Annotated in this window: 20 protein-coding genes; 5 read left to right on the top strand and 15 right to left on the bottom strand. The window is 42.0% G+C overall.

Translation table 11 applies throughout. The features are described 5' to 3' along the window. Nucleotides 1-57: 57 nt before the first annotated feature. On the bottom strand, nt 58-1,266 hold the full coding sequence (locus JMX75_RS05285) for a transglycosylase SLT domain-containing protein (protein ID WP_011513450.1): 1,209 nt from the start codon (nt 1,264-1,266) through the stop codon (nt 58-60). Between the two features lie 986 nt (nt 1,267-2,252). Beyond that, a complete protein-coding gene (locus tag JMX75_RS05290) occupies nt 2,253-3,071 on the bottom strand; it encodes a Nif3-like dinuclear metal center hexameric protein (RefSeq protein WP_201531329.1) in 819 nt (272 codons plus the stop codon). A 259-nt stretch (nt 3,072-3,330) separates the two neighbouring features. On the opposite strand from JMX75_RS05290, the gene JMX75_RS05295 reads away from it, so the two are divergent. Next, nucleotides 3,331-4,659 (top strand): S1C family serine protease, encoded by a 1,329-nt coding sequence (locus JMX75_RS05295; RefSeq protein WP_201531331.1) that lies wholly within the window; start codon nt 3,331-3,333, stop codon nt 4,657-4,659. A 124-nt stretch (nt 4,660-4,783) separates the two neighbouring features. On the opposite strand, the gene yfaE is transcribed toward JMX75_RS05295, so the two are convergent. From yfaE to JMX75_RS05350, 12 genes are all read right to left on the bottom strand, one after another. After that, nucleotides 4,784-5,050, bottom strand: coding sequence for a class I ribonucleotide reductase maintenance protein YfaE (gene yfaE, locus JMX75_RS05300; protein ID WP_011513453.1), 267 nt, complete (start codon nt 5,048-5,050; stop codon nt 4,784-4,786). A gap of 197 nt (nt 5,051-5,247) precedes the next feature. Continuing rightward, nucleotides 5,248-6,381, bottom strand: coding sequence for a class Ia ribonucleoside-diphosphate reductase subunit beta (gene nrdB / locus JMX75_RS05305; protein ID WP_201531333.1), 1,134 nt, complete (start codon nt 6,379-6,381; stop codon nt 5,248-5,250). Between the two features lie 72 nt (nt 6,382-6,453). Further along, nucleotides 6,454-6,855, bottom strand: coding sequence for a hypothetical protein (locus JMX75_RS05310; protein ID WP_227672984.1), 402 nt, complete (start codon nt 6,853-6,855; stop codon nt 6,454-6,456). Nucleotides 6,856-6,877: 22 nt separating this feature from the next. Further along, entirely contained in the window at nt 6,878-7,165 is a 288-nt protein-coding gene (locus tag JMX75_RS05315; protein WP_201531335.1) for a type II toxin-antitoxin system RelE family toxin, read from the bottom strand. Then, nucleotides 7,155-7,406 (bottom strand): type II toxin-antitoxin system Phd/YefM family antitoxin, encoded by a 252-nt coding sequence (locus JMX75_RS05320; protein ID WP_201531337.1) that lies wholly within the window; start codon nt 7,404-7,406, stop codon nt 7,155-7,157. Before JMX75_RS05320 ends, JMX75_RS05315 begins: the two co-directional genes overlap by 11 nt. 79 nt (nt 7,407-7,485) lie before the next feature. Beyond that, nucleotides 7,486-7,611 (bottom strand): hypothetical protein, encoded by a 126-nt coding sequence (locus tag JMX75_RS13015; protein ID WP_265088669.1) that lies wholly within the window; start codon nt 7,609-7,611, stop codon nt 7,486-7,488. A 414-nt stretch (nt 7,612-8,025) separates the two neighbouring features. Beyond that, on the bottom strand, nt 8,026-9,642 hold the full coding sequence (locus JMX75_RS05325; RefSeq protein WP_201531339.1) for a DUF4435 domain-containing protein: 1,617 nt from the start codon (nt 9,640-9,642) through the stop codon (nt 8,026-8,028). A 172-nt stretch (nt 9,643-9,814) separates the two neighbouring features. Continuing rightward, a complete protein-coding gene (gene nrdA, locus JMX75_RS05330; protein ID WP_201531341.1) occupies nt 9,815-12,091 on the bottom strand; it encodes a class 1a ribonucleoside-diphosphate reductase subunit alpha in 2,277 nt (758 codons plus the stop codon). Nucleotides 12,092-12,653: 562 nt separating this feature from the next. Then, a complete protein-coding gene (locus JMX75_RS05335) occupies nt 12,654-13,013 on the bottom strand; it encodes a YbeD family protein (protein ID WP_011513459.1) in 360 nt (119 codons plus the stop codon). Nucleotides 13,014-13,191: 178 nt separating this feature from the next. Then, the gene (rpoD, locus tag JMX75_RS05340; RefSeq protein ID WP_201531343.1) at nt 13,192-15,111 is read right to left on the bottom strand and encodes an RNA polymerase sigma factor RpoD; all 1,920 of its coding nucleotides are present in this window, start codon (nt 15,109-15,111) and stop codon (nt 13,192-13,194) included. 553 nt (nt 15,112-15,664) lie between these two features. Further along, nucleotides 15,665-17,815 (bottom strand): DNA primase, encoded by a 2,151-nt coding sequence (locus tag JMX75_RS05345; protein ID WP_201531345.1) that lies wholly within the window; start codon nt 17,813-17,815, stop codon nt 15,665-15,667. Between the two features lie 178 nt (nt 17,816-17,993). After that, nucleotides 17,994-19,073: an outer membrane protein assembly factor BamD gene (locus JMX75_RS05350; RefSeq protein ID WP_011513462.1), complete on the bottom strand. Its 1,080-nt coding sequence runs from the start codon at nt 19,071-19,073 to the stop codon at nt 17,994-17,996. An 805-nt stretch (nt 19,074-19,878) separates the two neighbouring features. Here JMX75_RS05350 and JMX75_RS05355 point away from each other — a divergent pair. The 3 genes from JMX75_RS05355 (at nt 19,879) to JMX75_RS05365 (ending at nt 22,912) form a co-directional block, all read left to right on the top strand. Further along, the gene (locus JMX75_RS05355; protein WP_413786632.1) at nt 19,879-21,024 is read left to right on the top strand and encodes an RluA family pseudouridine synthase; all 1,146 of its coding nucleotides are present in this window, start codon (nt 19,879-19,881) and stop codon (nt 21,022-21,024) included. 38 nt (nt 21,025-21,062) lie between these two features. Further along, on the top strand, nt 21,063-22,028 hold the full coding sequence (locus JMX75_RS05360; protein ID WP_201531349.1) for a polyphenol oxidase family protein: 966 nt from the start codon (nt 21,063-21,065) through the stop codon (nt 22,026-22,028). A gap of 338 nt (nt 22,029-22,366) precedes the next feature. Beyond that, nucleotides 22,367-22,912 carry a flavodoxin family protein gene (locus JMX75_RS05365; RefSeq protein WP_201531458.1) on the top strand — a complete coding sequence of 182 codons (546 nt, stop codon included), beginning with the start codon at nt 22,367-22,369 and terminating at the stop codon, nt 22,910-22,912. Nucleotides 22,913-23,004: 92 nt separating this feature from the next. Here the strand turns inward: JMX75_RS05365 and JMX75_RS05370 are convergent, their stop codons facing one another. Further along, complete coding sequence (locus tag JMX75_RS05370) at nt 23,005-23,175, bottom strand: hypothetical protein (RefSeq protein WP_156772645.1); 171 nt, start codon at nt 23,173-23,175, stop codon at nt 23,005-23,007. A 726-nt stretch (nt 23,176-23,901) separates the two neighbouring features. Between JMX75_RS05370 and JMX75_RS12920 the strand changes: the two genes are divergently transcribed. Next, entirely contained in the window at nt 23,902-24,324 is a 423-nt protein-coding gene (locus tag JMX75_RS12920) for a c-type cytochrome (protein WP_227673144.1), read from the top strand. Nucleotides 24,325-24,329 lie beyond the last annotated feature (5 nt).

The raw sequence follows: 24,329 nt of genomic DNA on the forward strand, positions 1-24,329 counted from the left end.
AGCTGCTCTTATCAAAGAGCAGCTTTTTTTATGGCAGTATCAATTATCAATATCTGATTAAACCGTGGCGGTTTTTATTGTTTCAAGATAGCTTCTGATATTGCTCACATAATGCATGGCTTGACCATAGCGGCTATTTGACGCTTTATTATCAGACAGATAGGCATATATATTTGCCCAACTTTTATCATCGATACCTTTGGCACTCAATTTACGCTGAATACCTTTAACAGCATTTGGTCCCATATTATAAGCCGCAAGCGCAAACCAAATACGATCCGTTTTTGGCACATCGGCAAAATCAGTTTTCATCTGCTCCAAGTAACGAGCACCGCCGCCGATACTTTGGTAAGGGTCAACACGGTCTGAGACACCCATTGCCTTTGCCGTATTATTAGTCAGCATCATAATACCACGTACTCCGGTCGGAGAGACGGCATTGGCATCCAAGTGCGACTCTTGATAACCCATGGCAACCAAAAGCTCCCAATCATGATTGTAGTTGCGCGCTTGTTCTTCAAACGAAGACTGATAATCAGGCAGCTTTTCTGTCAGTGTGGTCTTGAAATGGTCTTGACTATAGGCATCTTTTAATAAGTCTTGATTATAAAAGGCGGCTAGCTTTTGAGTGTTATCAAGCTTGATGCTATCACATAAAAAATAGCTGGCTTTTTGTGACAATGGATCATTGGCAGAATTAAACGTCCAGCTTACTTTAGGATGCAAGCCATTTTTGGTCAAGCTAGCATCATAACCACAGCTGACATTAATAGAAGACAAATTCAGCTGGCTTTTTAATTGGGTGCTGGCCGTGGTCAATGCCATATCCGCATCGCCTGATTGTAATGCTCTTAGCGCAGCTTCCTCATCAGCATAAGCTTTGAGAGTGACTTTTACCCCAAGCTCATCAGCATAGTTACGCACTAAGTCGTAACCAAATCCATGTTGGAAGCCATCGGTCGCAAAATAAGTGCTATCGCCTGGAACAGCAGCGATGGTCAAGGTCTTCTCCAGCATCACATGGTCATAAGCTGGTACTTGGTTATTCATGGTCGTCAAACTCTCAGCAGGGAGTGAGAGCAGGGCGATGCTTGAGATTTGCGCCAATTTCTTGGTTTTGGCGAAACGAGTCACTTTGATAGATGCAATAGCTGGAACGATGTTACTTTCTGTGTTTAGCAAGCGTTTAGATGGACGCAATATATATGAGATACGGCGTTTAGCCCCTCGCGCAGATGCTTTCGCACGATAAGTAATTCGCTGCATGGATGTCTCCTAATTTTAGCCATCCTACTTACCATAAAAATACGTGCTCATTTATGCCAATATCAGCAGCATAAATAGAGGTGCATTTTAAATACTATAAAATTTACATACTTATTGAGCATATAAATCTCATAACATCTCGTTTAAATGTAGCCGTACAGTCTCAGCTGGCAACCTTATAGCAAGGGGTGTAAAAGCATAAAAAAGCACTTTAATACCAGATTGCTAAAAAAAAGGCTGCAAAACACCGCAAAGGCGCTAAATCAGATGATTCCTTCATCAATGATAGACTTGGCTGTGATTCGAACTATTTAAACGACATTATTTAAAAGACACTTTAAAACATCGGTAAGGTCATGAATAAATTATTGGAAAAACGTGGCGTGAGCAGGATATGCTCAGAGTTGTTACGCTGGTATGGTCAATTAAATACTCTGACTATGTTGAGAGTAAATGGTCACTCATACCGTTTATCCAGCAATAAAGACAAGCAAGTTAATCTGTCTGATAAATAAGACTGATCAATAAAAGCCAATGGTTAAAAAACCATCAGGTAGTTTGCTGTACCGCTATTGCGACACCAAAATAGAAAATATCACCTTACTCAAGAATATATAAGCCGAGGTGAGATTGTATTGATTGCTATCTACAGCCCTATTAAAAAAGTAAAAATAATAGGATTTTAGAGCTCAATCATCATTTTAGTGCCATAACCGGAAGCTGTAATAATGGGGAGTCTCATGACAAGACATTCTTTCTACAGATAGTAATATGCAGATATTCATCTGATTATTCAAGTGTGGTTAAGAAAATTGCGATAAAACTTAACAATAGCACTATAGACGGTAATAGTTTAGCCTGTTTTCTGTCGCATAATTTCGATTTAGTGAATATAAGTTCGTTCTGTAACTGGCAAAAATAGAAGAGACAGGTAAGCAAAAATCTGCTTACCTATCTTTTTTAGGAGAAAAATAAGTTTCTGCTGCTTAAGCAGGATTATCGATATCGATAAATGTCACTGGTAAGTCAAACTGCTGAGCAACAATCCTACCTAAAGCTTCAATGCCGCCGCGTTCTGTTGCATGATGTCCGCAAGCAAAATAATCAATGCCAAGCTCACGGGCAATATGAGTCGTACGTTCTGATATTTCACCAGAAATAAACGCATCACAGCCCATTAATGATGCTTGCTCAATCATATCTTGTGCGCCGCCCGTACAGATACCAATCCGTTCAATTAACCTATTACTGTTATGAGTATCGACGTTATACTCAGCGGCAATATGTAATGGCATGCGCCCCAATGCTTGAGTAATTTGAGCGATAAGGCTTTGAGCACTCTGTGCGGTGCAAATGGCAATATTACCAACCGGATGAGTCTCAGCAGGATACAGTGCCTCGATGATGGTCATGTCTAACGCTGCCGCCAATGTGGCATTGTTACCAATGATGGGGTGGGCATCGAGTGGTAGGTGATAGCCGATCAAGGAGATACCATGTTGCATAAGCTTGCGAATACGCTGACCTTTCATACCAGTCAATGGGGCAGGTTCACCTTTCCAAAAATAGCCATGATGTACCATGATTGCATCAGCATTATCTGCAATGGCGGCATCAATCAATGCTTCACAGGCAGTCACACCAGTAACAATACGCTTAATAGGCCGACCGCCATCTACTTGTAGACCATTCGGTGCATAATCTTTGAACGCAGTCGCTGATAAGTAATCATCGCAAAATTCAGTTAAGGATTGTGCAGTAATAATTGTATTTGATGATGTGATTAAGACATCGTGCGTGCTCATAGTATTCCCTTATCAATGTTTCAATTAATAATTGCAGTAGTTCAAGTATTTATAAATAATGAATTATTTCTCGTGATCACTATTTTAACATGATGCGGCAAAAGAATAGACAAGCCCAATAACTGAAACGGTACACGATGCGCTACCATTGTATTATGAGGACAGCTATAATTTACACATGTGAAAGTGCCTTATATCAAGGCGTACGCCTGATATGGCTTAATACCGATTGTCCATGTGAAATTATAGAGGTTTTTATATGTCGTCATCCCCGAATGCCAAGAACAAGGCTGGTCTCTTAAGGTGGTTACCTTGGATTTTACTGCTATTGGTCACAGCCGCCTTTATTTGGTTATTTGCGAGTATGAAGACAGCATCGGAGGCAAAATGGGAGCCGCCAAAGACCACACCTGCTGAGCAGCAAGCTTCCGAGCCGGTATCGGACTCACCAACGCCTATCGCCTCTTATCATAATGGTGTGGCTCGAGCCTCCCAGTCTGTGGTCAATATCTATACCACGCAGACGATGGCAGAACATCCTTATATGAACGATCCGGTGTTGCGCCGGTTTTTTGAATATCATGGCGCACCGTCAGAAGAGCAAGGCAATACCAACCTAGGTTCAGGCGTTATCGTGTCGGATGATGGTTATATCGTCACCAATGCCCATGTGATCGAAAAAGCCGATGAAATCACCGTTGCTTTTAATGATGGTCGCAAAAGCCGTGCGAAATTAATTGGCACAGACCCAGACAGTGATTTGGCAGTGATTAAAGTCGATATGACTGGGCTTACACCGTTGGGCTTTCGTGAAAAACCGACGCTGGTAGGCGATGTAGCACTAGCGATCGGTAATCCCTTTGGCGTCGGTCAAACCGTTACCCAAGGTATTATTTCAGCGACTGGACGTACAGGTCTTGGGGTCAATAAGTTTGAAGACTTTATTCAAACTGATGCGGCTATCAATCCCGGTAACTCGGGCGGTGCATTGGTTGATGCACGTGGTGAGCTGATTGGTATTAATACTGCCATCTACTCACGCTCTGGTGGCTCTATGGGTATTGGATTTGCTATTCCTACCGCTATCGTTGAGCAAGTGATGAATGCTCTGATCAAAGATGGCAAGGTTAGTCGTGGTTGGCTGGGTATTGAGATACAATCACAGCTGAGAGATCCCACACAGCTCGAATCGTCAACAGGCGTAGAAGTGCTTAACGTGGTTCCTAAGAGCCCAGCTGCTAAGAGCGGTCTAAAAGTTGGCGATATTGTTTTGACCATTGATGGGGTTGAGATGACTGATGCCAATACCTTGATTCAGTATGTCGCTCGTAAAGCACCTAATACCACGCTGCATGCTCAAATCTTACGTCAAGGTAAAAATGCGCAAGTGAAGATATTGCTAGAGGAGCGTCCAGTTGAAGAGCCAGTCACCGTTCCTGTTGTGATTCAAGATGAAACGCTTGGGGGTAATCAGCCACCAAGCTTACAAGCTCCAGAACAAGATACCCCAATGATGTCAGAAGCCGAGCGTGACCGTATGCGTGAAGAGCTTTTATTGCTGTTCGAAAGAGATGGTGCACCTTTGTAAAGAGGGTGTTTACCGATTCTCTGATCTCTAAGAGCAATAAAAAAAAGCGCGCTATCTATAAGATAGCGCGCTTTTTTAATAAGTTTTGATTGATCGAATAGTTAGTAATTTATTGATTTAGCAGCTACTTTTCTATCAGCTCATGATTGACATAAATCACGCCTTGTACTCTACAGCAGCAGGGTAGGATTTCATCTTTTTCAATCATGGCTAAGGGCTCAAAAGGATAATCGATAACATGTGAGCTGGCGATGCGCTTGATGCGGCAGCTGCCACAATAACCTTCTTTACATTGATAATTGATATCATGTCCGGTGCGTAGCAATCCATCAAGCAAGCTTTCGTCATCGTGCAAGTAAAATTGCTTCTTACTCGTCATTACCCAAGTCATAGTTTTATCCTATCTTTTTATAATATGGTCAATCCTAAATAAAATAAGTACAATTATTATAACGTGCTACTGGGATAAATTTTACTTGCTTGCTGTGCCTACGCAGACAGAGGCTGCGCAAAACTTATCCCAGTAGCACTACACTTATTCTATGATGAATCGACTATATTAAAAGCTCAATCTTGAAAAACTATCTTCTATAACTCAAAATCATCAAAATCGCTATCTGATAAATCTGAGTCAATCTGACCAACCAAGTATGAGCTGATTTCTGTTTCTTGTGGGGCAACTTGTACGTTATCAGACGACAACCACGTGTTAATCCACGGAATCGGATTTGATTTAGAGTTCGGGAATGCCACTGGCAAGCCAACCGCCTCCATACGTAAATTGGTGATGTATTCGATATATTGGCACAGAATGTCTTTATTCAGCCCAATCATTGAACCGTCTTTGAACAGATATCCTGCCCATTCTTTTTCTTGCTCAGCCGCTTTGCGGAAGATCTCGATGCTTTCCTCGAAACATTCTTTGGCAATATCGACCATCTCTGGATCATCACGACCGATACGCATGAGGTTAAGGATATGCTGAGTACCCGTTAAATGTAGCGCCTCATCACGAGCGATTAATTTAATAATCTTGGCATTACCTTCCATTAGCTTACGCTCAGCAAAGGCAAATGAGCAAGCAAACGACACATAGAAGCGAATGGCTTCTAGGACATTGACTGCCATCAAGCACAAATAAAGCTGCTTTTTCAGTGATTTTAAATCGATGGTAATTTGCTTACCATTGATCGTATGCGTGCCTGCACCGTATAGGTTATATAGCGATGAGCTGTAATACAAATCATCATAGTACTTGGCGATGTCCGCCGCGCGCCCTAGGATATGCTCGTTCTGCATGATGTCATCAAAGACGATAGCAGGGTCATTGATAATATTACGAATGATATGGGTATAGCTGCGTGAGTGAATGGTCTCAGAAAACGTCCACGTCTCAATCCACGTCTCAAGCTCAGGAATCGATACCAATGGCAGTAGCACGACGTTTGGGCTACGACCTTGGATAGAGTCGAGTAGCGTTTGATACTTTAGGTTACTGATAAAGATATGCTGCTCGTGTGAGGATAGATTGCCATAATCCATACGATCACGTGATACATCGACTTCTTCTGGACGCCAAAAGAACGACAGCTGCTTTTCAATCAATTGCTCAAAGATAGGGTGCTTTTGTTGGTCGTAACGCGCCACGTTGACCGGATTACCAAAAAACATCGGCTCTGTTAGCGCATTGTTTGGCGTTTGGGAAAAAATCGAATAAGTCATGGGACTGCCTTTATCATTGATATGGTTATTAAGTTATAGGGTTTTGACTAGATTTGGTTTGATTGGATTATATTACAAGTGCTCTAAAGATATCTGTTCTGGCGTCTGTCCGTCATTCATATACGCTTTAAACATCTCACTCAGCTCGCTATCGTCCAAACCTTCCAATTCATCGATCGCACTCTTACGCAGCGCACTCAAGCCATCATCATCTGATAGTTGCTGCATTTCTTTCTGTACGTCTTTTTTAGTCCCTCTCTTTATTGGTTTTTTCAATACTTTTGTAGCGACTTTCTTTAATGCTTCTGGTTTTGCTGCTGTGCCTTCGCCTAATTGCTCACGGACGTCTGCGATGTCGACTTCTACTTGTACGATATGCGAGCCACCATCGTTTAGGTCTGAAAATACGTTTGGGATAAACAAACCACCGTCTTTGATGATTGCGGTATATTGCACGTCTATGACCTCCGTCATTTTTATTCTTTGTGTGTTTCGATTATGGTTGGCGTGTCGCCAGACTGTCATATACTTTGTTATTTTCTCTTTTGCCTACTGCTAGCACATAAACCACGACTACATCATCTTTTACGATATACACCAGACGATAACCTATCGTGCGTAGTTTAATTTTATAGGCATCCGTATGTCCCGAAAGTTGTGAAGCAGGAACACGAGGGTTTGACAATCGCTGCTGTAATTTTTTCTTAAACTGCTGCTGAATACTGGGCGCTAACTTTTTCCATTCTTTTAACGCTAAAGGATGAAACTCAAGATTATAAGTCATCCAATGTTACCTTGATAGGTATTTGACCATCATTCATCCGTGCGCTAACGGTTTGGCTTAATCCCATATCGTCCATCGCTTCCATCATGCGTTCAAACATATCTGTTGAAACTAAGTAAGCCACGGGTTTATTGTGGTTTAAAATAGCAATAGACTCACCGTCCGACTGTTTAATCAGTGCCGAAGGGTTATTTTTCAACTCTGAGATACTGGCTGTCTGTTTTGCAAATATCGGTTGCATGATTCATTCTCCGCTAATATTATGCTCTAAATATAGGGCTAATTTTAGCACGAAAATCAGGTCTTATTTGTTACTGTATTCACTTTAAATATTTTGGGTAGCCCATCCCGCCTTCCGCTTGTATCTGCCTAGCCGCTGGCGTGCAGTCTATCGTGTCTGTCCGCATTCCTGTTGTCTCGATACTACGTTCAGCCACGGACTGCATCGCCATCGTCGTTAGCAGGATACCGCTATAGTCGAGGCTAAGAAGCCTTGTTTAGGCGTCGCTTACGCCTCTTAACAACATAAAAGGTTATGGCTGATCTGTAGGGTGCGCCCAGCGCACCATCATCTTTCCTATCTTCGGTGCGCGGGGCGCACCCTACAACTCTTATTAATATCCTATTTGGACGTAGGGTGGGTTAGTTTTATCAAATTCTCGTAGAGCATGAAGATAAGACGTAACCCACCGTTTATGTCACTTTTAAGTATTCGTGGTGGGTTACGCTTTGGCTAACCCACCCTACGGCTCAAACTCATATTGAAAGTAGGTTGGTGTCGAGGAACGAGACCCAACACATTATTTATTCAAATCGTTGGATGTCGCAAGCTTCACCCAACCTACGTGCTGTACAAAAGATTATGCAATTTTTTCCGCAAAATCCCCAAAGTATGGCTTCAAAGCTTGCTTGACTTCTTCCTTATATTCACTATTTACAAGCCTTAATACCATTTTAGCAAGTTCATCTTTCTGCAAACCGAAAATACTACTTATTTGACTGGCTAATGATTTTCTATTATATATTTTCAATAACTTTAGATAGTCACTAGACTCAATTGCCTCAGTAAATAGTGCTTCTTTTTCATTATAAATTTTAGCGACTTCAATGTTATTCGTCAGTGACGATAAAGCCGACTCAAGGTTGTCTTTACCAGTGGCTTTGTCGTTAAAACAGTTCAATTGGAACTTAATTTCACTTGCTACATGTAAGGACACTTGTTTTTCAAGTTCTGACTTTAATTTCTTAATAACAAAGCTTTCAACTGAATTTGAATCCTCATCAGGATCTCTTCCAAGTTTAACACTCACTATTTTTGTCAATTCTGGCACACAAAAAAGATTCTCGATCTCTGCAACCTCTAAAGTATAAACACTATTATTTTTTAAAGATTCTATCTCATTTTCGACTCTTCTATCTCTATCTATAATCCCGTAAACATTAAGATGATGAAGCTGTCCACTTGATTTTAAAGCTTTGACAGTTGAGATAACTTCTGCACATGAACCGCTTGGAATAACTAAAAAATCATCAAGTATCGCTTGGTATAATTTTGAGTCAAAACTACCTTTGACACCTTCAACAAGTACAATAGGTTTTCTGCTACCGAGTATCTCTATTAATAAATTTTCAGGTAATCCATCTACATCTTGAACTAATTCCCAATCCCAGTTTGTTCCATCATAAGATTTAAGCCATATTTTTTGAGAATCAGGTAGAGATACTGCAAAGTCAACATCATGGGTCATATAAACAAAAAGGCAATCTGGTCTTAATTTCTGTATTTCGATCCATAGAGGTGCTTGAATAGACTTATGGAGGTGTATCTCTGGTTCATCAATTATTATTACTCCATTCTCAGGTGCTGCCAAACATTGACCTATAAGATAAAAAACAACTCTTTCACCATCGCTCATCTTTGAAGCAGAATAAGTACTTTTTTCATTACCTACTGCACAGGTTTGAACATTCAATCCATTCAGAATTAATTGTCTATGGGGTAAAACCTCTTCCCAAACTTGTTTCACTAAATCTAGTTTAGTTATAGGAGCCACTACTTTATTTGAAGTACGCTTAGATTCGTTTAGATATTTTGCACTTTCATCTGTAAACTCTGAAAACAAATAAACCATTAGTTTATCGAAATCATTAAGAAGGAACGTAGCTGGTAAATTTCCCCAACGATAACCTTTTTTGTAAGCATTATAGTTTGATATATTGGAATCTTGGTGTCCATGTAATAGTTCATTTTCAGCCAGTTCAATTGATTTGGGCATAACATTGTCTGGCATTGTTAATGACTTTTGCGCAGATATACGATGCACTTTTCCTTTCTGTGAAGAATCCATCTCAATCCATGTACCGAGTCTTGTCTTACCTGAACCGTTTGCACCGATTAGGACTAAGCTTTGAGGACATTCAATTGCTTCAATTTCATCATTTTTTCTAGGTAGATTTAAAACAAATGGTTCTGTCATAGGTTTTTGCCTCTATATTTTTAAAGATAGCATATAGAATTTTCTTCATATACTATCTTGTCGAATCATAATCAATCAGCCATTTTAATTGTTTAAGGTGGATAAGACATTTGATGTTTCAATACACCCTACGACTAACTTCGGACAGAGAAAACACCATTTGTTTAAAAACCTAAATCTTACAAGCCCCGCCAGCACAATCATCTTCCATATCCGCTTGGGCATCGTTCGCACCATCACGTGTGTTGTGGTAATACAACGTCTTCACACCAAGCTTATACGCGTTTAGCAAGTCTTTAAGCAATATCTTCATTGGTACACGACCACCTTCATAACGAACGGGATCGTAGTTGGTGTTGGCAGAGATACTTTGATCGACGAACTTTTGCATGATAGCGACCAGCTTGATATAGCCGTCATTGTTCGGCATTTGCCATAGTAGCTCGTACTGATCTTTTAGGGTAGCAATCTCAGGTACGACTTGCTTTAAGATGCCATCTTTTGACGCTTTGATAGAGACCAGACCGCGTGGTGGCTCTATACCGTTGGTCGCGTTGGCGATCTGACTAGAGGTCTCAGATGGCATCAAGGCGGTTAGGGTAGAGTTACGCAGACCGTGAGTGGTGATTTCAGTGCGTAGCGTTTCCCAATCGAGATGTAGCGGCTCTTGGCAGATTTGATCCAAGTCTTTTTTGTACGTATCAATCGGCAAGATACCTTGTGAGTACGTCGTCTCATTGAACGCAGGGCAAGCGCCTTGCTCTTTTGCCAATTTGTTTGACGCTTTCAAGAGATAAAATTGCAATGCTTCAAACGTTTGATGCGTCAGACCAAGCGCGCTGTCGTCTGAATAGCGTACGCCATTCTTAGCCAAGTAATAAGCATAGTTAATCACGCCCACACCTAGAGTACGACGACGCATGCTGCCGTTTTGAGCGGCTTTTACTGGGTAGTCTTGATAGTCGAGCAGAGCATCAAGCGCACGGACGATGAGTTCTGCTGGCTCTTCGATATCGCTGACGTTTTCAACTTTACCCAAGTTGACCGCTGATAGTGTACAAAGGGCGATTTCGCCTTCTTCGTCATTGATGTTATCAAGTGGTTTGGTCGGTAGGGCGATTTCCATACATAGGTTTGACTGGCGAATTGGCGCAACAGTCGGGTCAAATGGGCTATGGGTGTTGCAATGATCGACGTTTTGGATGTAGATACGACCCGTGCTGGCACGCTCTTGCATCATTAAGCTGAACAAATCTGCTGCTGGGATTTGACGGCTACGAATAGTAGGGTCATTTTCGTACTTGGTATATAGCTCTTCAAACTTGTCTTGATCTTCAAAGAACGCATCATACAAGCCCGGCGTGTCGCCTGGTGAGAATAGCGAGATGTCTTGACCTTTAATCAAACGGGTATACATGGTTTTGTTTAGCTGGACGCCGTAGTCCATGTGACGGACACGGTTGTCTTCGACGCCGCGGTTGTTTTTCAATACTAAGAGCGACTCAACTTCTAAATGCCATAATGGGTAAAATAACGTCGCTGCACCGCCACGGACGCCGCCTTGTGAGCAGCATTTAACAGCAGTTTGGAACAATTTATAGAATGGGATACAACCAGTGTGCTGTGCTTCGCCGCCACGGATAGGGCTACCAAGGGCACGGATACGACCCGCGTTGATGCCGATACCAGCACGCTGTGACACATAGCGTACGATGGCGCTGGTGGTGGCGTTGATTGAGTCTAGGCTATCACCACATTCGATCAATACACACGAGCTAAACTGGCGCGATGGCGTACGCACACCAGACATGATAGGGGTTGGTAGTGAGATTTTGAATTCTGAAGTCGCATCATAGAAACGCTTCACATAGTTCATACGCTCTGACTTTTCGTAACGGCTAAACAAGCACATCCCAACCAACATGTACAAAAACTGTGGGCTTTCATACACGGTTTTGCTAACGCGATCTTGGACGAGGTATTTACCTGCCATTTGCTCAACAGCTGCATAAGCCAGATTCATATCGCGCCAGTGATCTAGATACTCTTCTAATTCATCAAATTCCGCACGGCTATAATCGGCTAGGATATGCTGATCATATTTACCAGCATCAGTAAGCTTTTTGACATGATCATAAAGGTGCGGCGGGGTGAATTTATTATAAGCAATTTTACGTAAATGGAAGATGGCCAAGCGCGCGGCTAAATACTGATAGTCAGGCGTATCTTCAGAGATAAGATCTGCTGCTGACTTGATAATGGTTTCATGAATATCGCGAGTTTTGATGCCTTCATAAAACTGAATGTGTGATTTTAGCTCCACTTGTGACACCGACACATTATCTAAACCGTGAGCTGCCCACTCGATAACCTTGTGAATTTTATCTAACTCGATAGGCTCTAAACGTCCATCACGTTTGGTTACTTGGATTTTATCGATATGTGTCATGCTGACCTCGTAAGTTGATTGCTTAATAGTTATTTACTGAATGACTTATTAGTGATGCTGCGCGGTGTAAGGACGCCAAGCATGCTTTATAACGCGATATATATGCTCATGATAGAGTGTTTTTTTGAGGCAAAAGCTAGCCACGGCTCATGGTGATGCTTAAAATCACTGAGCACTACATATAGCGTGTTTGTTAATAGGTGGACACAATATAGCGGGAAAATTTTGAAAATGCTATATTGATTTTAGCGGCAAACTATGTTGCTGAGGGCTTATGCGTTGTCCGAATTTGGGCAAAGGACGATGGCATAAGGGTTAGACGCAAATGAGCTTAATAATAAATTTTTTGTAAAAATATAATCACTCTTTGCTTTTTATTTTCTCGTAAATTGTTGACTAATAAAAGCAGTCACGGCAATAATAATGCGGGCGCAGATTGTACATCAAACCACAAAAAATCGCCACCCAAATGAGTGACGATTGTCATTATCTTCAGTGAATTTACGCCCATGATAGTAGGATTTGATAGAGGGCAGCAAGAGACTGTCAACCCTATCATAAGTTACATCACAATGCGTACCGTCTTAGCCGCATCAAGAGACGCATATAGGGTATTGACTTGCTCAGCAGTCGTTAAGTATAAGTTCACCCGTATAGAATGAAAGCGTCCTGTTTTTGAAGGTTTGACTTGCATAGACGCTAAGTCAAAATCAGGAAACTGGCTGCCTAAAATGAGTTTGACTTCGTTCAACAAAGTCTCATGTTCACCTTCATTACCGATAATACTCATCGGGTAATTCATCGGAAAATCCCACAACTCAGGATTTTGAATGTCGGTTTTTTTGCCTTTAATTTTGTCATTGCCTAACGATATTTGAGAGACGTTGACATCTTTTTTAGGATTTTGTTGATTATCGCTCATGGGTGAGTCCTTAGTACTATTTTATAATGGGGCTTGAGTCTTAAAATTGGCTAGTATTTTAACAAACGACTATCGATTAACCACAAAAAAGCTGAGACGCGCTCAGCTTTTGGGCTATATATATCTACGATATATAAAGAGAGTATGCTAAAAAGCTACTGTCTTTATAAGGGGCTTATCAATCATTTTCAAGGAAAGAGCGCAGATGCTCAGAGCGTGATGGATGACGTAATTTACGCAATGCTTTTGCTTCAATCTGACGAATACGCTCACGCGTCACATCAAACTGCTTACCAACTTCTTCTAAAGTATGGTCGGTCGGCATATCGATACCAAAACGCATTTTGAGCACGCGTGCTTCACGCTCAGTCAAGTTGCCTAATACATCACGCGTCGCTTCACGTAAACCAGCAGCCGTCGCATCGTCAACAGGGCTTGAGATCGTACCATCTTCGATAAAATCACCTAGGTGCGAGTCTTCATCATCACCGATTGGCGTCTCCATTGAGATAGGCTCTTTGGCGATTTTTAGTACTTTACGAACTTTGGCTTCGTCCATCTCTAAGCGTTCGCCTAATTCCTCAGGCGTTGGCTCGCGTCCCATTTCTTGTAGCAATTGACGAGAGACACGATTGATCTTATTAATCGTCTCAATCATATGCACAGGGATACGGATGGTACGTGCTTGGTCAGCGATAGAGCGGGTGATTGCCTGACGAATCCACCAAGTCGCATAGGTCGAGAACTTATAACCACGGCGATATTCAAATTTATCGACGGCTTTCATCAAGCCGATGTTACCTTCTTGGATCAGATCCAAGAACTGTAGACCACGGTTGGTATATTTTTTGGCAATAGAAATAACCAGACGTAGGTTAGCCTCGACCATCTCTTTTTTGGCACGGCGGGCTTTGGCTTCACCAATAGCCATACGGCGCGCCACATCTTTCATATCGTGGATTTCCATCTCGAGCTTATGCTCGTAATCACGGATAGCACGTTGTAACAAGATAACATCGTCGGCGACTTTCTCTAACGTGGCAGCAAAAGCAGGCTTACCTTTAATACGCTCAATCAACCAATCAACGTTGGTTTCATTACTTGGAAAAGTCTTACGGAACTCTTCGCGCGGCATACGACCACGGCGAATCACCAAGCGCATGATTTGACGCTCATGCTTACGCACGTCGTCATAGACGTCATGCATGATGGCCATGACTTGATCAGATAGACGGTTATTCAGCTTTAGCATCATAAAGCGGCTAGCCAGTTGCTCATAAGCTTCATTGGCTTGGGTGCTACCACGACCATAATCAAGTAAGGCTTGCTTGGCTTTAATAAATAGATGCTCGATCTCTTCTAGACGCAGGCGTACTTCTTCTGGATCGATACCGCTGGTTTCTTCTTCAGCGTCCTCTTCCACTTCCTCGTCGTCGTCCTCGTCATCATCAAGCCCAGATTTTACTTTGGCTTTTTCTTTGATGATCGGCGGGTTTTCTTTTTCTTCTTTGATGCGCTCGCGTTCTTCCTTCGCTGCTTCTTTGGCTTCTTGAGCAGCGATTTTGTCTTCTTCGGTTTCAGGGTCTAAGAAACCAGTGATAACGTCAGAAAGTTTTTTCTCGCCATCTTGGACTTTTTGATACTCGTCAAGGACGAACTGTACCGTACCCGGCCAGTAAGACATGGCATGCTGTACGTCACGAATACCTTCTTCGATACGCTTGGCAATGGCAATCTCGCCTTCGCGCGTTAATAGATCAACCGTACCCATTTCACGCATATACATACGCACAGGGTCAGTGGTGCGACCAGGTTCGGTTTCAACAGAAGCTAGTACCGCTGCTGCCTCATCCGCTGCCATGTCATCATCACTTGAATCATCGTTCATCAAGATGTCATCGGCATCAGGCGCAGATTCAAAGATTTTGATGCCAACGTCGGTTAGCATTTGTACAATATCTTCGATCTGATCGCTTTCGGTAATAGAGTCGGGCAGTTGGTCATTCACCTCAGCATAGGTTAAATACCCTTGCTCTTTACCCATTTGGATTAAGGTGGCCAGTTGAGATGTGGACTTAGAAACTGACTTATCGTTCATAAATACTCGCTTACTTGCATCGGACATTTTTATATTGTGACTGGCTATCGCTCGCTGGGTGCGTTGATCTTATCAATCGATTGATCAAAATATGGCGTAAAGGTAGTCAATAATATCAAAAATGAGTGGATATGAATAAAGGCTCAAAATACTACAATTACAATGTTATAAAACCGCTAACGCTCAAAAATTTTCAAAAGGCTAATACCTAAAAATAAATATTTTAAAATACGCTTTAACGATAACATTTAAAAATTTATACCTAAAACTGTGCTCAATCATACGGGCGTATCATCATTTTGTCGTTATTCATTAAGCCATGCTATAAATAGTTAGCGACATAGTTTAACACAGACCAGTGTAATCAAGCACGAGGTAGTGATATCTACCGACTGTTTTTTACTGATTATTTACCAGCTATTCCATGTTAAACATAGTTTTAATAACAGGCAGTTTTAATAAGCTAAGACAACAGTGCATAATCATTAATAGTGGGGACAATGTCGACCCTTTTAAAGGGCAGCTGTTTTATAAATAAAATCTAATAATCATATTAAGATTTAACCGTCGCCATTTGGGCCGATTGTTCTGCTTGCTGCGCACGTAACCAGTCATTTAATAACTGGGATTGTTTGCGGACAATCGCCAGTTTTATGTTGTCAGGGTTTTTAATCAAATCTTGTGTTTTCTTCTTCATATGGCGTTCAATCAGTTGGCTGACCAACTCTTCGACCAAACCATCGAGGCTCAAGATATTACGACTGGTCAGGGCTTTATAGAAGCTGCTCCAATCACGACTAAGCGTCTCTTGCGTCAAGGGTTTGACGTTAGAGAGAATAAAGTGCGCCGCCGCATTGGCATCTTTTGGCAAATATTTCAGGCAGCGCTTAATAGTGCTGACGACATCAAGTAATGCCGTGTCCTGCATATCTTCCCAAGCCAGCGGGCGTAAAACATCAGCCGAGGCTTTTTGCTTAAGATGAGCGGGCAGGTGTAGGTCATTAATACCGGCTTGTTGCCAAATGGCTTCGATAGGATCATCAATCAAGGCACGCGGCTGGAATACAAAGCACAGTTGAAGCTGCTGACTGATGGTCATCTCACCATCAAAATCTAGTAGGGCATCTTTGGCTTCGATGTTTTGGCTACGTTTGCCGCCAAGCTTTTGATAAATGTCATTATTGAGCAGGTAGCGGAAACTACTGCCTTTTGGTAAGGCAGTAGTCAAGGCGCGTACTTGTGACATGAGCTTGGCTTTGCCTTCAACCAAACTCAAATCATGACGCTCACTGAGATAGGCAAAGATATACTGTGATAGCGGCATGGCGTTGGTGATCTGCTCACGCATGGCATCCGCGCCCTGACTTTTTATAAAGGTATCAGGGTCGTGATTGTTGGGCAGCGTCAAAAAACGCAGCTCTTTTTCATCACTGAGCACCGGTAGCGCCACTTCAAGCGTACGCCAAGCGGCTTTTTGTCCGGCGCTATCACCATCAAAACTTAAGGTTAATGTTGGATTTAGCGTTAATAGACGTGAGATTTGACTCTCATTAATTGCCGTGCCCATCGATGCAATAGCACCATAAATACCGACTTGATATAGGGCAATGACATCCATATAGCCTTCGACTACTAGCCAGTCATTTGCACGTTTTTGGCGTGATTCATAATAACCATAGAGTACATGCTGCTTATGAAAGACGGGCGAGTCAGAGGAGTTGATATATTTGGGCTTTACCTCATCATCAAGCGCACGACCACCAAAACCAATCGTACGCCCTTGATTGTCTCGAATAGGGAAAATAACCCGATCACGAAGTAGGTCATAATCGCGTCCAGATTCTGAGCGCCGTACTAAGCCAAGCGCTTTGAGACCTTCGATATCTTGTGGAAATTGATGCTCAAGATGTTGCCAACCAAAAGGCGCGTAGCCCAAGCCAAAAGTTTCGAAGATTTCATCGCTAATACCGCGCGATAAGAAGTAATGCTTAGCATGAGGGTGAATACTGAGATTATGTTGATAAAACTGCTGTATCTGCTCTAGCAGCTCATATAAGTTGCCATCTTTATCAGAGATACTATTATCATTGTAGAGAGCAGTATTATCATCACCGGTTAACCATGCAGGCGGATAGCCATTGTCATCTTGATAATGAGCATCATAGCCATCCATTACATAAGGGACGGCATCGTAAGTATCTAACGGTGGGTAATTGTCATAACTATGGTGGTCATCATAAATTGGCGGCTGGGTATCATCAGCTGGCATGATTATGGATGACTGATTATTGGTTACTGGCTGACTATCATTTTTTTGCAGATGCGTTGCCGATGTTGCTGGCTTAATAGCAGATTTTGGCATGGATTTTAGTTTAACTGGGGCACGCTGATAGCTGACGTTTTGCTGTTCTTCTTTTGGCACCTCGATGCCAGTCTGCTTGGACAGCTCATTGACCGCTTCGATAAAAGTGAGGTTTTCATAATCACGTAAAAAACTGATGGCATTGCCACCGACGCTACAGCCAAAGCAGTGATAGATGTTTTTTTGTGGATTGACATAAAAAGACGGCGACTTTTCACCATGAAAAGGACAGCAGCCTTTAAACTCACTACCAGCACGTTTAAGCGTAGTATGACGCCCAATGATACTGACTAAATCAGCTTGGCTATTTAATTGTTCAAGAATGTGATTTGGGATACTCATGCGAAAAACAGTTTACCATAGGTGCAATATTGTTGATGCTCAAAATAATGCAAAAAATAAAACAGAAAAAATAAGGCCAACCGTATCGTTGACCTTATTTTTAGTTGACGTCTGACGCCATGACAGCGTTATTGATTAAAGCGCATAAACGCTCTTAATCAATCATACCAAAATACGATTAATTGCTATCGGTCATATCGATGCTGTCATTTTCAACCGCCCCTAAGCGTACACGGCGATTGTCATCAGTCAGACGCAGCGGAGAAGTGCTGCTTGGCGCTGCTGTATTTGCCGCATTGTCGCTTGGCAATCTCAGTTGAGTGGCATTGCGAATGACTTGAGTTTTGGTCGCACCGCTATAATTGCCAGTCGAAACTGTGGTGTCTTTATCAAAACGACTCAGCTGTCCAAAAGTTAGTTTGTTCACTAGAGAACGCTCACGTTTGGTATTGAGCTTGACACGTCCATCAGCGCTTAGCATGTTCGGATAGTTAATTTGCAATAAAGTTTTATACTCGTTTGCTAAATCAGTTAGACCTAATTTTTCATGGCTATAAGCAAGGACGGCAATCGCATCTGGCACAGATTCGCTGAGTGGATAATATTGAAAGACCCATTTGGCACGATTGACAGCAGCCACATAAGCTTCACGCTCAATATACCAATTAGCAGCGCTCATCTCACTTTCGGCAAACTGATTATAAATAAAAGTCATGCGCTGAGCGGCATCAGGTGCGTAAGGACTGTTTGGGTATTTGTTCAACAGCTCTTGGAAATTGGCGAAAGCAATACGGTAGTAAGCAGTATCGCGCTCTGCTTGATTGAGCTTAAACAGTTTCAAACCTTCAGACGAGCCTTGCATATTGGCAACGCCGCGCACATAGTAAGCGTAGCTCACTTGCGGGTTAGACGGGTACAGACGAATGAACTGCTCAGCACTGGCAGCCGCAGTTTCATATTTACCACTGGCATATTGTGCATACATCATATCGAGCAAAGATTGCTCGGCATATTGTCCAGTCGGATAAAAAGTACGCAAGTTGGTTAAATCTTCGATCGCTTGGGTATAGCGACCTTTATCAATCTGAGCAATCGCGTCATTATAGTACGCTTGCTCTGACTTCTCAGCAGTGACTACTGCATCCACGTCTTTACCGCCGGTGAGGTTTTTAAAGGTTTGACAACCCACTAAGTTGACACTTAGGGCAAGTAAAGTGATTGAGGACAGTTTGATAAACGTATTGCCAACAGCTTGCATACTTCTTCTCCGACACAAGACGCATAATAGCAGTGACGCTATTATACTATTTAGTAGATTGATGATAAAAAACGATGCTTGGTGCATCAATAATGGTCTATCATTTTACATGCCAATCACTAAGCATGCGTATTATCGTTATAAAAACATGCTCATTAAAAAACATAGTTATTAATTTATTAAAAATTTACTCTGTAACTATGTTACGCAATAAGGCGTGCATCATATGTAAAGCTTTTATAAAAGAGCTGCAATAACGACACAGTGCCATAGCATACAGCAAAACATGGCTTACTTTATAGAATAACATTTGCTGCGTCTATTTTTTCATGAGCTATTTTGTAGTTAAGCGCACCGCTGGCTTATTCTATAATGCATTTTTATTCAGCGATACCTTAAGTATATTCCAATAATATAGTACAACGTCTGAATCGCCACGCTTATCATGATTGCGCTCGCTAGTTTAGCATGAGCAGTTGCAACGGGCGATATTCAATAGTGCTGACAGTGACAAATATACAGTAAATTACAGCCATGTTATATCTTAGAGAGCTAATGAGTGCTATAAATTGCCAGATAACATGCAGCTTCTATAGGGCTTAAACGCTCAGCATGTTACACTAGAGCGATATTATTGCCATTTTTGACCACGATTATTATTTATGGTCTATAAGTGCCAATCTGTTTTCTTATGAAGTGCTCTGACTGAACATTGTCAGAGGCTTTACCATATATAAATCTGCTATGAATACATGATGCTATGACTATCAATTTACCCGCGAACCAATCCACTGAAGATTCATCAATGACAGACTTATCAACGCAAGGTTCACCTGTGCCAGAATCCACGATACCCAATGAATTATTAACCATTAATGAGCAATTTGACGAGCATATGGACGATGATAACGTGTCAGATGATGAGCTGCTTAATGACGAAGACGAGCATGGCGATGATGAAGTCTCGGTCGCAGGGCAATCTGTGCCTGTTGTGGTTGACGTGAAGCATACGGTTATAGAAGACGAAGCAGGTTTGCGTATTGATAAACTGGCATCAAAAATATTTACCGATTTTTCACGTGTTCAGTTACAAGGCTGGGTAAGTGATGGCAGCTTGCTTTATAACGGTAGCATACAAAAACCTAAGATCCGTGTTAAAGCTGGTGATATCTTGCATCTAGCGACGACTTTAGAGCAGCATAGTGAGGATCAGCCAGAAGATATCGCAATCGACGTGGTTTATGAAGATGATGACGTATTGGTCATCAATAAGCCAGTCGGCATGGTGGTACATCCAGGTGCCGGTAATCAAACAGGCACTTTGGTAAACGCGCTATTGTATCACTATCCGCAGCAGCACCATTTGCCGCGTGCAGGTTTGGTACACCGTATTGATAAAGATACTTCAGGGCTATTGTTGATTGGTAAAACCAAACCCGCACAGCTGGCACTGATGGAGCAGCTAAAGGACAAATCAGTGTATCGTCATTACCAATGTGTGGTCGCAGGGGATGCAGCGAGTCTATCTCGTCATCGCCGTATTGACGCGCCCATTGGACGCCATCGTAATCAGCGTACCAAAATGACGGTAATGACGGCAGGACGCGAAGCTGTGACTCACCTGTTGAATGTAACCGCGCTTAATGGTAACTATTGTTTGTTGGATATAGGGCTTGAGACAGGGCGTACGCATCAGATTCGTGTGCACCTGAGTCATATTACTTATCCTATTGTTGGTGATAGAGTCTATGGCGGTCGTCGTCAGCTACGTGCTGGTCTAACAGAAGCGCAGCGTCAAGCGATTAATAACTTCCCGCGTCAAGCACTCCATGCTTATACGTTGGGTTTCGTTCATCCAACGACTGGTGAAGACGTTGAGGTCACTACACCAATGCCTGAAGATATGCAGCAGCTAATGGCGGTCTTAAGTGACGGTTATGACGAAGAGTAAGCGCTGCAAAAACGCTTTATTAAAACGGTAAATATGCCATGAAAAATACGCTTCCCATGACATTGTTAGCACAGCTTGATGATGTGGCTGTGTTTCAAACGGCTGCTTTTTCTGATATAGACTATGCAAGTATTGATATATCTCGGTCTAAAATCAATCAGCAGCCACATCAACGACAGCAAGCAAGTTATGGCGAGCTGAACTTGGGGCTGCATGTCAATGATGATGCAAGCGTAGTATTAAGTAATCGGATGCGTGTGCTTGCTACGATTAATGAGCAGATGATCGCGCAGCAAAACCTACCTGTTCATAGCGTGCCTGTCAAAGCGCTACATTGGGTTAATCAAGTCCATGGTAATGATATACATGATACCGATGCTACGGTACTGAGTATGGCGCCTATGGCAGCTGATGCTATGGTTAGCAAACAAGATGGTACTGGGCTTGCCATAATGACGGCTGATTGTGTACCGATCGTTCTTTATCAGCCAGAAACTGGGCAGATAGCGGCGATTCATGCTGGCTGGCAAGGGCTGGCATGCGGCGTAATCAAAGCAACGGCTGAACGCTTTAGCGGCAGCGGCGAGATTATGGCATGGATAGGCGTTTGTATCAGTCAAGATAGCTATGAAGTGGGTAGCCAAGTCCGAGATAAGTTATTGGCAGGTTGCATCGCGAATAACGCTTTGACGACAGATGCAATAAGTAATTTTGATGAGCGCTACGTGATGGCGTCAGGTACTAGCGAGTTAGACGCAGCGAGTACAGCGGACAAGTTATCAGACAATACGCCAGTCTATGCAGAAAAAATTAAGATAGATTTGCCAAAAATTGCCGCGGATCAGTTGCAGGCAGCAGGGATTGTCGTATGCAATGAGTCCTCTATCCCTTGTAGTTATGCTGACGGGCATTACTATTCTTATCGACGTCAGACCCATTTGCAGCAACCTGCAACGGGACGCATGGCCTTGATTATTACGCGAAGTGCTTCTATATATAGCTAATCCACTTTTAAAAGGGTACAGAACTACTGGGGTTAATTATTCGCAGCCTCTGTCTGCGTAGACACAGCAAGCAAGAAAAAGTAACCCCAGTAGTACCTTATAACATTTGGATTTTTTTATTTAGGACCGACTATAGTAACTAAAGCATGATCATTTAAAAGAGTAACTGTCACATAATAATTGTGTCTTCTTATCATTAACAATCATAAGCCTAATTTACCTTTTTATTTTTTATTTCATTACTTATAGCCATTATTAGAGTTTATATGAATACATCTGTTACACCGTCTATTGTACTACCTCCTGACGAGACTTCTTCTAGCGTATCTAATATATCGATGGCCGTTATTTACCATAGTAACTACGGTCATACTCAACGTGTCGCAGAAGCAATCGTGACGGGCGCTCGTCAGCAACTACCTGAAGCGCAAGCCAAGGCTGTCGATGTCAATGACGTCGATTGGGAGTTTTTAGATCAAGCGGATCTGTTGGTTTTTGGTAGTGCGGTATATATGGGCAGTGTGACAGCAGGCTTTAAGACTTTTATGGATGCGACATCGAAGCGTTGGTATCATGGCAAATGGCAAGGCAAGTGGGCAGCAGGTTTTGCCAACTCAGGTGGGCTTAGCGGCGATAAGCTTGCTGTACTACAACAGATTTGTCTTTATAGCATGCAGCATGGGATGAACTGGATAGGATTGCCACTCAGACCGACCGGACATGAGCCCCATGATCTAAACCGTTTATCGAGTAATTTGGGTTTGATGACCCAGTCGCTTGATGGTCCACCTGAAGAAACACCAGGCGCGGGTGATATAGATACGGCGATTTGGTTTGGTGATCATCTGGCAAAAACCATCATAAAACATCAGCCCGCCTCATAAAAATTCAAAAGCTATTTATTAAGTAGTAAATACCAAAAAGCAGATATCAAACCGATATCTGCTTTTTTTATTGTCAGCTTTTTATATCTATCTTAGTGCTCGTTATTTTCAACGGCAATATCTGCAACTGGGACAGTTTTAACCAACAGATTTTTGCTCGGGGCGTTTTTGACAGGAATCGGGCTTTCGACAAATTGAAACGACTGACAACCTGTCATAAATAAGGCAGCTGTGAATATATAGGTCAAGGTTAATGACTTCATAATGATATCTCAAAAGGCAATCGGCGACGGTAAAATAGCGCTCATCATAACCAATGCACGGGATTGTGCAAGATATTATCTCATTATAAACGGAAGTAGTACGCTCTGTAAGAAGCGTTTAGGATGGACGTTATGTATCCATTATGTACAGCCAAAATAGGATAAGAAGAAATGTTGGCTTCATTATCTAGCCATAATTTACCAGTAATTTATGTTTATAAATATATAGAAACAAGCTTTTATAACTTTACTAATTGTTTTATAAAGAATTAATTATTTTACCTAAATTTATAATATAAAAAGGTATAACCGTCTATTAAACAATATATCCAATTATTTATCTTTTTAAGTTTTGTAAAAAAATGATAGCAATACGTTACTATAGTCGTTACTAAATAAAATAAATACACTATATTATAATGCGCGACTGGTATTAATTTTCCTTGCGTGCTGTGCCTACGCCGACAGAGGCTGCGAAAAATCAATGCCAGCCGCGCTGTAACGCTCTTAAACCAAACTAACTATATACAAGTAATAGAAGTGAAATAGTCTTACAGTAGTGAGGTGAACAGACATTTTTTAGCAATGATCTATAAATGGGTATTTTATTACAGTTTTATCTTGTACTGATAATAGTAAAAAATAATGATAAGAATTCAGCTTAACAGTGGAAGTTATGCGCAACAATCATAAAAATACATGAGATGTTAGCGAAATGAGGGAATTATGAAGCGATTTTCTATGATGTTATCGATGCTTGCCATTGGTATGGCCTCCAGCGCTGCGATGGCTGAGGATACGAGCCTTACTAATACAAGCTTACCTAATGCGACCTTACCTAATATCAGTCCTGCCAATAGCGTGCTCGTCAATCGAGGTGCCTATATTGCTCGTGCAGCGGACTGTATGGCGTGTCATGGCGAAGACTATACTGGCGGTACAGCAATAGAGACCCCTATGGGCGAGATTTATTCTACGAATATCACCCCCTCCAAACGCTATGGTATCGGCAATTATACTGAAAAAGATCTAAAAAATGCGCTACAAAAAGGTCGTGCGTCAAGTCATATGCTATATCCGGCTATGCCATATCCTTCTTATAGTGGTATGAAAGAAGAGGATATCAGCGCGCTATTTGCCTATCTGTAAACCGT

Source organism: Psychrobacter sp. LFX-11D, assembly GCF_904846475.1.
Lineage (GTDB): Bacteria > Pseudomonadota > Gammaproteobacteria > Pseudomonadales > Moraxellaceae > Psychrobacter > Psychrobacter cryohalolentis.

Excerpts from the sequence above, each read along its gene's own strand:
- JMX75_RS05360 (WP_201531349.1), top strand. The coding sequence starts at position 21,063 with ATGAAAAATACGCTTCCCATGACATTGTTAGCACAGCTTGATGATGTG.
- JMX75_RS05325 (WP_201531339.1), bottom strand. The coding sequence starts at position 9,642 with ATGACAGAACCATTTGTTTTAAATCTACCTAGAAAAAATGATGAAATT.
- JMX75_RS12920 (WP_227673144.1), top strand. The coding sequence starts at position 23,902 with ATGAAGCGATTTTCTATGATGTTATCGATGCTTGCCATTGGTATGGCC.
- nrdB (WP_201531333.1), bottom strand. The coding sequence starts at position 6,381 with ATGACTTATTCGATTTTTTCCCAAACGCCAAACAATGCGCTAACAGAG.
- JMX75_RS05345 (WP_201531345.1), bottom strand. The coding sequence starts at position 17,815 with ATGAGTATCCCAAATCACATTCTTGAACAATTAAATAGCCAAGCTGAT.
- JMX75_RS05365 (WP_201531458.1), top strand. The coding sequence starts at position 22,367 with ATGGCCGTTATTTACCATAGTAACTACGGTCATACTCAACGTGTCGCA.
- JMX75_RS05290 (WP_201531329.1), bottom strand. The coding sequence starts at position 3,071 with ATGAGCACGCACGATGTCTTAATCACATCATCAAATACAATTATTACT.
- JMX75_RS05335 (WP_011513459.1), bottom strand. The coding sequence starts at position 13,013 with ATGAGCGATAATCAACAAAATCCTAAAAAAGATGTCAACGTCTCTCAA.
- JMX75_RS05295 (WP_201531331.1), top strand. The coding sequence starts at position 3,331 with ATGTCGTCATCCCCGAATGCCAAGAACAAGGCTGGTCTCTTAAGGTGG.
- JMX75_RS05370 (WP_156772645.1), bottom strand. The coding sequence starts at position 23,175 with ATGAAGTCATTAACCTTGACCTATATATTCACAGCTGCCTTATTTATG.
- JMX75_RS13015 (WP_265088669.1), bottom strand. The coding sequence starts at position 7,611 with ATGCAGTCCGTGGCTGAACGTAGTATCGAGACAACAGGAATGCGGACA.
- JMX75_RS05320 (WP_201531337.1), bottom strand. The coding sequence starts at position 7,406 with ATGCAACCGATATTTGCAAAACAGACAGCCAGTATCTCAGAGTTGAAA.
- JMX75_RS05310 (WP_227672984.1), bottom strand. The coding sequence starts at position 6,855 with ATGACGGAGGTCATAGACGTGCAATATACCGCAATCATCAAAGACGGT.
- JMX75_RS05350 (WP_011513462.1), bottom strand. The coding sequence starts at position 19,073 with ATGCAAGCTGTTGGCAATACGTTTATCAAACTGTCCTCAATCACTTTA.
- rpoD (WP_201531343.1), bottom strand. The coding sequence starts at position 15,111 with ATGAACGATAAGTCAGTTTCTAAGTCCACATCTCAACTGGCCACCTTA.
- JMX75_RS05355 (WP_413786632.1), top strand. The coding sequence starts at position 19,879 with ATGACAGACTTATCAACGCAAGGTTCACCTGTGCCAGAATCCACGATA.
- nrdA (WP_201531341.1), bottom strand. The coding sequence starts at position 12,091 with ATGACACATATCGATAAAATCCAAGTAACCAAACGTGATGGACGTTTA.
- yfaE (WP_011513453.1), bottom strand. The coding sequence starts at position 5,050 with ATGACTTGGGTAATGACGAGTAAGAAGCAATTTTACTTGCACGATGAC.
- JMX75_RS05315 (WP_201531335.1), bottom strand. The coding sequence starts at position 7,165 with ATGACTTATAATCTTGAGTTTCATCCTTTAGCGTTAAAAGAATGGAAA.
- JMX75_RS05285 (WP_011513450.1), bottom strand. The coding sequence starts at position 1,266 with ATGCAGCGAATTACTTATCGTGCGAAAGCATCTGCGCGAGGGGCTAAA.